At 42.5% G+C, this 8,646-nt stretch carries 4 protein-coding genes; 3 read left to right on the plus strand and 1 reads right to left on the minus strand.

Translation table 11 applies throughout. The features are described from left to right. Positions 1–114: 114 nt before the first annotated feature. Positions 115–207, minus strand: a complete 93-nt coding sequence (locus RQ973_RS06815; RefSeq protein WP_000970294.1) for a type I toxin-antitoxin system Fst family toxin — start codon at positions 205–207, stop codon at positions 115–117. A gap of 133 nt (positions 208–340) precedes the next feature. On the opposite strand from RQ973_RS06815, the gene ruvB reads away from it, so the two are divergent. The 3 genes from ruvB to RQ973_RS06830 form a co-directional block, all read left to right on the plus strand. Beyond that, positions 341–1,339 (plus strand): Holliday junction branch migration DNA helicase RuvB, encoded by a 999-nt coding sequence (gene ruvB / locus RQ973_RS06820; protein WP_311523314.1) that lies wholly within the window; start codon positions 341–343, stop codon positions 1,337–1,339. Then, the gene (locus RQ973_RS06825; RefSeq protein ID WP_311523315.1) at positions 1,320–1,892 is read left to right on the plus strand and encodes a nucleotidyltransferase family protein; all 573 of its coding nucleotides are present in this window, start codon (positions 1,320–1,322) and stop codon (positions 1,890–1,892) included. Before ruvB ends, RQ973_RS06825 begins: the two co-directional genes overlap by 20 nt. A 578-nt stretch (positions 1,893–2,470) precedes the next feature. After that, positions 2,471–8,646 (plus strand): accessory Sec-dependent serine-rich glycoprotein adhesin (locus RQ973_RS06830; protein ID WP_311523316.1); only part of this gene is annotated, 6,176 nt, incomplete at its 3' end.

Genomic DNA, 8,646 nt, shown 5'->3' on the forward strand with positions numbered 1-8,646 from the left:
ACAAAAATCGCGAACTGTGGGATAATATAAGGGAATTAAGGATTAGTTCTATATCATGGACTAGAAAAGACCCCAAGCTAACTTCCACATTAAGCTTGGGGTCTTTTTTTGACACTATCTATCTTTGTTTAGCCATTTATCGACTAAGCGAAGAATGACACCGACCACAATTGGTCCGATGATAGTTTTAAGGATTAGTTCCATCATGGGCTATTTCACCTCCTTTCGTAGGCGGTGTATCAGTGCCGTAAAATATTATACCACATCAGTACTAAACTCGGGAGCCACCAAGTCAGGTGGCTTTTTTGTTTGTAGGCTGGATTTTTGCTATAATAGGAATATGAGTAGAATTTTAGATAATGAAATCATGGGCGATGAGGAGTTGGTAGAACGTACTCTCCGTCCCCAATATTTACGTGAATATATCGGTCAGGACAAGGTCAAAGATCAGCTTCAAATCTTTATCGAAGCAGCAAAAATGCGTGACGAGGCGCTAGACCATGTTCTTTTGTTTGGCCCTCCAGGTCTCGGGAAAACAACCATGGCTTTTGTCATTGCCAATGAACTGGGAGTCAATCTCAAACAAACGTCTGGTCCCGTTATCGAAAAAGCTGGTGATCTGGTAGCGATTTTGAATGACTTGGAGCCAGGAGATGTGCTTTTTATCGATGAGATTCATCGTCTGCCCATGTCAGTAGAAGAGGTGCTTTACAGTGCTATGGAAGACTTCTACATCGACATCATGATTGGTGTGGGGGAAGGTAGTCGCAGTGTCCATCTGGAATTGCCACCTTTTACCTTGATTGGTGCGACGACACGAGCAGGGATGCTGTCAAATCCTCTTCGTGCACGTTTCGGGATTACTGGCCACATGGAGTATTATGCCCATGATGACTTGACAGAGATTGTCGAGCGGACGGCAGATATTTTTGAGATGGAAATCACCCATGAAGCTGCTGCTGAGTTGGCTCTCCGTAGCCGTGGAACTCCTCGTATTGCCAATCGTCTTCTTAAGCGCGTGCGCGATTTTGCCCAGATTATGGGGAATGGGGTTATCGATGATGTGATTACCGATAAGGCTTTGACCATGCTGGATGTAGACCATGAAGGCTTGGACTATGTGGACCAGAAAATTCTCCGCACCATGATTGAGATGTACGGTGGTGGCCCTGTCGGTCTAGGAACTCTTTCGGTAAATATCGCCGAAGAGCGTGAGACGGTAGAAGATATGTATGAACCTTACCTAATCCAGAAGGGATTTATCATGCGAACTCGTTCAGGACGGGTCGCGACAGCCAAGGCTTACGAACATTTGGGGTATGAATACATTGAAAAATAAGGCTGAAATTTTAGATTCTTTCAGAGAAGATCCTGACATGATGGCTATTCTGACTATCATCCGTGACTTGGAGTTGAAAGATTCCTGGTTAGCAGCTGGTTCGGTCCGAAATTTTATCTGGAATCTCTTGTCAGATAAGCCATCCTTTGACCGTGAAACGGATGTGGATGTGATTTTCTTTGACCCAGATGTGAGTTACGAAGAAACGCTGGCTATAGAAAGCAAGTTGAGAGAGGACTTTCCCCAGTATCAGTGGGAGCTGAAAAATCAAGTCTATATGCACCAACACAGTCCCCACACATCTCCGTATAGAAATTCCTGCGATGCCATGAGTAAGTATCCTGAACGTTGTACGGCAGTAGGACTTCGCTTGCAAGCTGACGCAACTTTAGAGCTCTTTGCTCCTTATGGTTTGGAGGATATTTTAAACTTTCAGGTTCGTCCAACTCCCCATTTCTTAGAAAATCAAGATCGAATGAATCTTTATCAAAAGCGTTTATCCAAGAAAAATTGGCGAGAAAAATGGGAAAATCTCACATTTAAAAATACTTAAGGAAACTTTAAGATAGGAGCTGTATACTTATCTCATAAGTTAAAAAGACCTTAACTTATACTCCTAAAACTTTTTCATAATAATCTCCCTATAAAAAAATTAAGTCGCCCAATCAGGCGGCTTTTTTCGATGGATCGATGATTCGATATATAGTAGATTGAACCTAGAATAGTACGCTACGGATTTTAAAACATTGCTAGAAATTGATCGGACTTTTCTTTCTGGTCAATTTGTTTATATTTTATTTCATCCTACTGAATTTTTACAATAATATTTGATTTTTTAAAGGTAAATAGATGATTATTGGATAAAAAAAGAATCTTAAATTCAGGTAAAATCTACAAAAAGAACAAGTCATTTGTATTAATATATTTTTTATACAAATCTTTGGACAAAGCAGGCTCTAATGTGCTATAATAAGGTGTTATAGATTGAGCTCTATATCAAAATTTTTTAAGAGTACACCAGTGCTTGTCAGGGTGAAAAAAGAGAAAATATCCATGTAACATGACTGTGTATCTTAAGAATGTTTTGGTATTTAGTTTTTTTATAAAAAATGAACTCAAGGAGAAAAAAACATGTTTTTTAGACGTCAAGAAGGAGAGTATCGAGAAACCGATCGTGTAACTAGATACAAACTGATTAAGTCAGGGAAACATTGGTTGCGTGCCTCAACGTCTTTATTCGGGCTATTTAAGGTTCTTCGTGGTGGTGTTGATACTGCTCAGGTGACAACTGAAGTTGTGGAAGATCGTGTCTCAACTTCTTTAACTGGGATAGATGTCCTCAAGGGGATAGTTGCCGCGGGGGCCGTTGTTGGTGGTGGAGTTGCCACTCATACGCAAGTCCATGCCAATGAACAGCTGGCTGTAGAGAAAGTCGTGGATGGTACTGACAATCTAGTGAATTCTGATCAGGTTGTTTTGGGAACGGTCAATAAAGATGATGAGCAACAAACTTCTGTTTCAACATCTACCTCTGTTAGTGAGAGTGTCTCAATCTCTGCTTCTACAAGTGCCTCTATTTCGGCCTCAACAAGTGCATCCGAGTCCGTAAGCGCCTCAACATCAGCTAGCACTAGTGCCAGTGTTTCATCTTCAACTTCAACTAGTACCTCGTCTTCATTGAACGATTCTGCCTCAACATCAGATAGTGCTTCGACTGTTGCAAGCAGTTCCCTCTCTGAGGTTTCGCATGTAGAAGGTTCACAGACGGCTCCTAGCGAAGATGCTATCAGTAATGACGGAACATCCAGAGCCACAGTTAAGGCTAGCGATGCTCAGGTCAATCCTAATCTTTCTAGTGCTCTTTCAACAGCAGAAAACTTTACAAGTCAAAATGCGAGTCTGACAGCTACGACAACAGCGACTCTTGCTGCGACAACGACAGCAGAAACAAGCGCTAAAAAGCAAGCAGAAGACCGTAAGAAACTGGCAACTCTTTCAGCAGAAATGGGTGAATATCTAGCTAAAGCAGTTAATTTACCTGATACAGATGCAGCAATTATCAAGGTTAAAACCGTGGTTGCTGAGATTGAGTCTGCTCTCAAGGATCCAAACGCAGATCTAGGAGAAGTGATCAATTCTGCCACTTCAGCTCGCAACTCTATCGCTAATGCGGTTTCACGTGCAACCTCTGGTCAACGTGACAGCCGTAACGGGCAAGCGATGCCAACAGGGGGAAATCTCAGAGGTGTTTCGATAAACGGTCACACCACAGCTGAACTTGGGCAAGGAAGTTATTCAAGTTCTAATCGTGAGGTTGTCTGGAAAATAAAAATGCACTCGCAGAGTCCGCTTAATTATGCTGGTCTGATCGCGCAAGTGGATAGAAATACAACCATCACTCGTGTTCTTTTTAATGGACAACCAATGGAAAAACGTGGTGGTTCTGGTAATGAGTATATATTCAACAAGCACCATGACTTGAATAGAAACCTTGAGGCGACTATATTGGTTTATGCGACTGTGAACAATAAGTCTAATGCAGCTACTTTGAGTGCGCGAGTGGCGACAAGTAGTCAACCGTTCACAAGCGCCAACACTTCTGGGAATTATAGTGGCTCAATGAGCTCAACTGTTTCGACTGGAGAAGCTGGTCATAACCGTGGAACATCTAAGCGCCCTACGATTACTTTGCCTGCAAATGTTACCTACTATAATGACGACTCTATTACCACAATCAAGATGAAAATGAGTGATGATAGGGGCTTGAAAACATTAGCTGCAGGATCTAATAATACAATTATCACTGGCTTATATGCGCCTGATTATCCAAGAAATGCAAGAAATGTCGTTGGTGATTTTGGTGTGTATCAAAATGGTAGGTTTGCCTATTATCCAACTACTTATACGGTAAATATGCAAGGTACCATTGGTCGAGACAAAGGAACATGGAAGCCGTTTGCTACTGGCGCGCACATTCTTGAATATGTTGTAACAGATAGTGACGGTCAAACAGATACGGCACATATGACTCTCACCATCAAAGGTTTCAACGAGCGTAACGAGCCTGTGAGTGGTGATACTGTTACGGTAAATAATCCGTCATCTTTGAGCGAGACTGAGAAAACTCAAATCCTTGCAAACTTTAGGAACAATAGTAAAAATGCCACTATCCTCAACAGTTCTGATTACAAGAAAAATTCTGAAGGTAATCATGAAATAACGGTGTCTAATACGGGTGAAATCACTATTACTTATCGTGATAACACTGTGGATGTCGTTCGAGCTAACGTAAGAGCGGAAACTGAGGTGCCTGTACCTGCTGTAACCGTGACACGTGGTGGTCAGCAGATTACAGCTACTCAAAGTCCCGACTCTAGTCGTGGGATGGAACATATTGTCTATGCAGGTGATGATTTCACCGTTAAATTTACTGCGACTGATAATAGTGGTAAATTAAGAGAGTTCAAGATTGTACCTAGAGCAGATGGGAACCAACCAGGGTTGAGAGAAAACTACTTTGAAGGTTCTAACTATGGTACAGGAACTGTAGGGCTCTTGACAGGAAATATCACAGCTACGCCAGAAAGTCCTGCGACTATCACAGTCGACGCTCATATGAATGATAATCTGGAGTGGAACTCAGGACATACTTGGCAACGGAATGCAGTTGCAACTGACCAAGTAGGCAACTTCAACAGAGTGAATGGTACTGGCAATGTTCGTATCACCCAAGGACAACTGAAAGACCGTCTTAAAGTAACAAATCCTGACTTTACACCTGTAGTAAATAAAAACAGTTTAACAGATAACGAAAAGACAGATGTCAAGAATGCCATCTACGCTAAGAATGATAAGACAGTTCACCGCATCAAAGACATTGAAGTTGCAAGCGATGGAACTGCAAAGATTATTTATAAGGATTTAACAAGCAATACTATTTCTCGAGATGTTACAGTCAATGAACGACCAAAACTGGAGATTCATTATGATAATGCTACAACTAAGGAAATCTATCTATACCGTGGGGAAGAAGTTAATGTAACCTTTAGAGCAACTGATGATTCTGGCAAGATTTCTTCATTGAAGTTTGAAATGCAAGGTACAGCTGACAATGCTAATGGTACAAACTATGCAGGATATACCGGTCTCAATCGTTCAACTCCAATCACAAATTTGACAGATCAGGCGGATGCAAAGATTACCCTTACAGGCACTCTAGCAAAAAATGTACCGTTAGCATCATTTGAACGCTATTTAATGGCAACAGATGACCAAAACACCTCTGATAGTAACCATGCAAAAAACGGTATAACCGACAATGGTTATGTCAAATTTGTAATCAAAAGCCAGACTGATAAATATACTGCTGTAGCGAAGGCATCGACTATTTATACCTATACTGGTGAAACGGCAACGGATTTAAACGATGCTACGAACTTTGTCCAGCTTGATGGTGGAGGACAGCTCCCTCAAGGAACGACTGTTTCATGGGTTAGTCGCATTGACAACACATCTGCTGGGACAAAAAGTGCAGTTGCACGGGTTACTTATTCTGATGGCTCGACTGATGATGTAACAGTTAACTATACTGTTTATCCAAAAGTTGAAGTTAAAACTTATAATGGTGTAAAAGGTAAATTCTATGCCTTTAAGTCAGATCAAGGTAATGATAAAGTTACTGGCGGAGACTGGGCTAATAATATCGGTGGAACAATCCAACAATATACAAATTTGGGGGATTCAAGTCTGTCAGGGACAACATGGTCTTATAAGTATAAAATAAATAATCAAGGTAACGAAATTACAACCCCTGTTGGAACACAGCCGTTTGGCGCAATTTGGCATACTACGGGTTCAGAAGCTGAGAGCCATAGTACAACCTATACGCTAATTGCCACATATCCAAAAGGACGTTTTGGGGATGTTTCAACAAGCAATCCAGCCTTGACAAGTCAGACAAACTTTGATTATACAGTTGTTGATCCTGTAGCTAAACAGGAGTACGTTACAACTGTGGCAAATAAGACTCCATTAGCAGAGATTATTGAAAATCCAGGAGAGGCGCTTAAAAATTCGAACGAAAGTGTATCCTTCCCAGCAGACACTACCTTTAGTTGGGTTCAGGCTCCTGATGACGCTATGTTGGCAAACCCAGGAGTTTATACGCGAAAAGTGAAAATCACTCTTCCACAAGGATCCTACAGTGGAACTGCTAATAGTAGAACGGTAGATGTAACCATTAAGGTCAATCCACAAGCACCAGTTATCTCAGTTGATTCTACGAATGCAACTGGTGGCTTGCCAAATCGTTCGATTGTGGTTACGAATGTAACACCTGGAGCGGTTGTTACGCTCACATTAGCTGGACATAAATTTACCAAGACAGCTAAAGACAACGAATCAAGTGTTACCTTTGAACCTGCAGAGTTGCAAAAAGCTTACGATGGCAACAATGGGCTACTTCCGACGGAGGATGTGACTGCTAAGCAAGAAAAAACAGTAACACTTCCAAGTGGTGGAACTGAAACCTTGAGTTCGTCTACAACGACTGCAACTATTACCAAAGAAACTGTAGCACCTGAAGTAACTTTTGAACTTCATATTAAGAATGATAAGACTGGCCAATGGGAAAAACAAACGATCAAGAATAATGTTCGTCCAGGAGTCAGCGGTTACGAAGTCTTCGCAGGCGACAAGATTAAAGTTGTTCTAACTGCTAAAGATAATAGTGGTAAGATTAAAACTCTGAAATTAAACGATGGAACTTCTGATATCAGTCGTATTTTCCAAACTGGTTATTCTTCAGATGATGATGCACTAGGAATTAAGGATATTACCACTGAAGCTTCAACAACAAATCCAAAAGTATTAACGTACACTGCTACTTATGGAGAAAATGTCCAATATGTAGTTGGTAATAAATGGACCCGTGGAACTAGTGCTACAGATTTATCAGATAATACAGGTAGAGTCACAACTGTAGTTGCACAAGGTAAACTGAATGAAAAATTCCCAGGTATTAAACCAAACGGAGTTATTCAAGTTTCTAATTTAACTTCCTTGACTCAAGATGATCTTGATAAGATTCTTGCTGCAGTGAAGGCGTCTAACCCTACGTCAGATTTCCGTATTAAATCGTATGAGATTGCTAGCAATGGAACTGTAACGATTACCTACAAAGATGGAACCAAAAACACAGTGACTCCTGATTTGTCGGATTCGGATTATAAGTCAGCATCAGCCTCAACCAGTGCGTCAGTGTCTGCTTCAACCAGTGCATCAGTAAGTGCAATGATCAGTGCATCGACATCAGCGTCAGTAAGCGCAATGACTAGTGCCAGCACTTCAGCAAGCACGTCAGCTTCAACGAGCGCCAGCACTTCAGCAAGCACATCGGCTTCAACCAGCGCAAGTACCTCAGCAAGCACGTCGGCTTCAACAAGTGCAAGCACGTCAGCAAGCACATCTGCCTCAACAAGTGCAAGCACGTCAGCAAGTACGTCAGCAAGTACATCTGCGTCAACAAGCGCAAGTACATCGGCAAGCACGTCAGCCTCAACAAGTGCAAGCACGTCAGCAAGTACGTCAGCAAGTACATCCGCTTCAACAAGTGCAAGCACATCGGCAAGCACATCAGCAAGTACATCGGCTAGCACGTCAGCCTCAACAAGTGCAAGCACGTCAGCAAGTACATCTGCTTCAACTAGCGCAAGTACGTCGGCTAGCACGTCAGCAAGTACATCCGCTTCAACAAGTGCAAGCACATCGGCTAGCACGTCAGCCTCAACAAGTGCAAGCACGTCAGCAAGTACATCAGCAAGTACATCGGCAAGTACGTCTGCATCAACAAGCGCAAGCACATCGGCTAGCACGTCAGCCTCAACAAGTGCAAGCACGTCAGCAAGTGCATCCGCTTCAACAAGTGCAAGTACATCGGCAAGTACCTCAGCCTCAACAAGTGCAAGCACGTCAGCAAGTACCTCAGCAAGTACGTCGGCTTCAACGAGCGCAAGCACATCGGCTAGCACGTCAGCCTCAACAAGTGCAAGTACCTCAGCAAGTACATCCGCTTCAACAAGTGCAAGCACATCAGCAAGTACATCGGCTAGCACGTCAGCCTCAACAAGTGCAAGTACGTCAGCCTCAACAAGTGCAAGTACGTCAGCAAGTACATCAGCTTCAACAAGCGCAAGTACATCGGCAAGTACGTCGGCCTCAACCAGCGCAAGTACGTCAGCAAGTACGTCAGCATCAACAAGTGCAAGTACGTCAGCAAGTACATCCGCATCAACAAGTGCAAGTACGTC

It is taken from the genome of uncultured Streptococcus sp., from assembly GCF_963511325.1.
In the GTDB taxonomy this organism is placed as follows: domain Bacteria; phylum Bacillota; class Bacilli; order Lactobacillales; family Streptococcaceae; genus Streptococcus.

What these genes read in the sequence shown, in the direction of transcription:
- RQ973_RS06825 (WP_311523315.1), top strand. Translation starts at nt 1,320, where the DNA reads ATGAATACATTGAAAAATAAGGCTGAAATTTTAGATTCTTTCAGAGAA.
- RQ973_RS06815 (WP_000970294.1), bottom strand. Translation starts at nt 207, where the DNA reads ATGATGGAACTAATCCTTAAAACTATCATCGGACCAATTGTGGTCGGT.
- ruvB (WP_311523314.1), top strand. Translation starts at nt 341, where the DNA reads ATGAGTAGAATTTTAGATAATGAAATCATGGGCGATGAGGAGTTGGTA.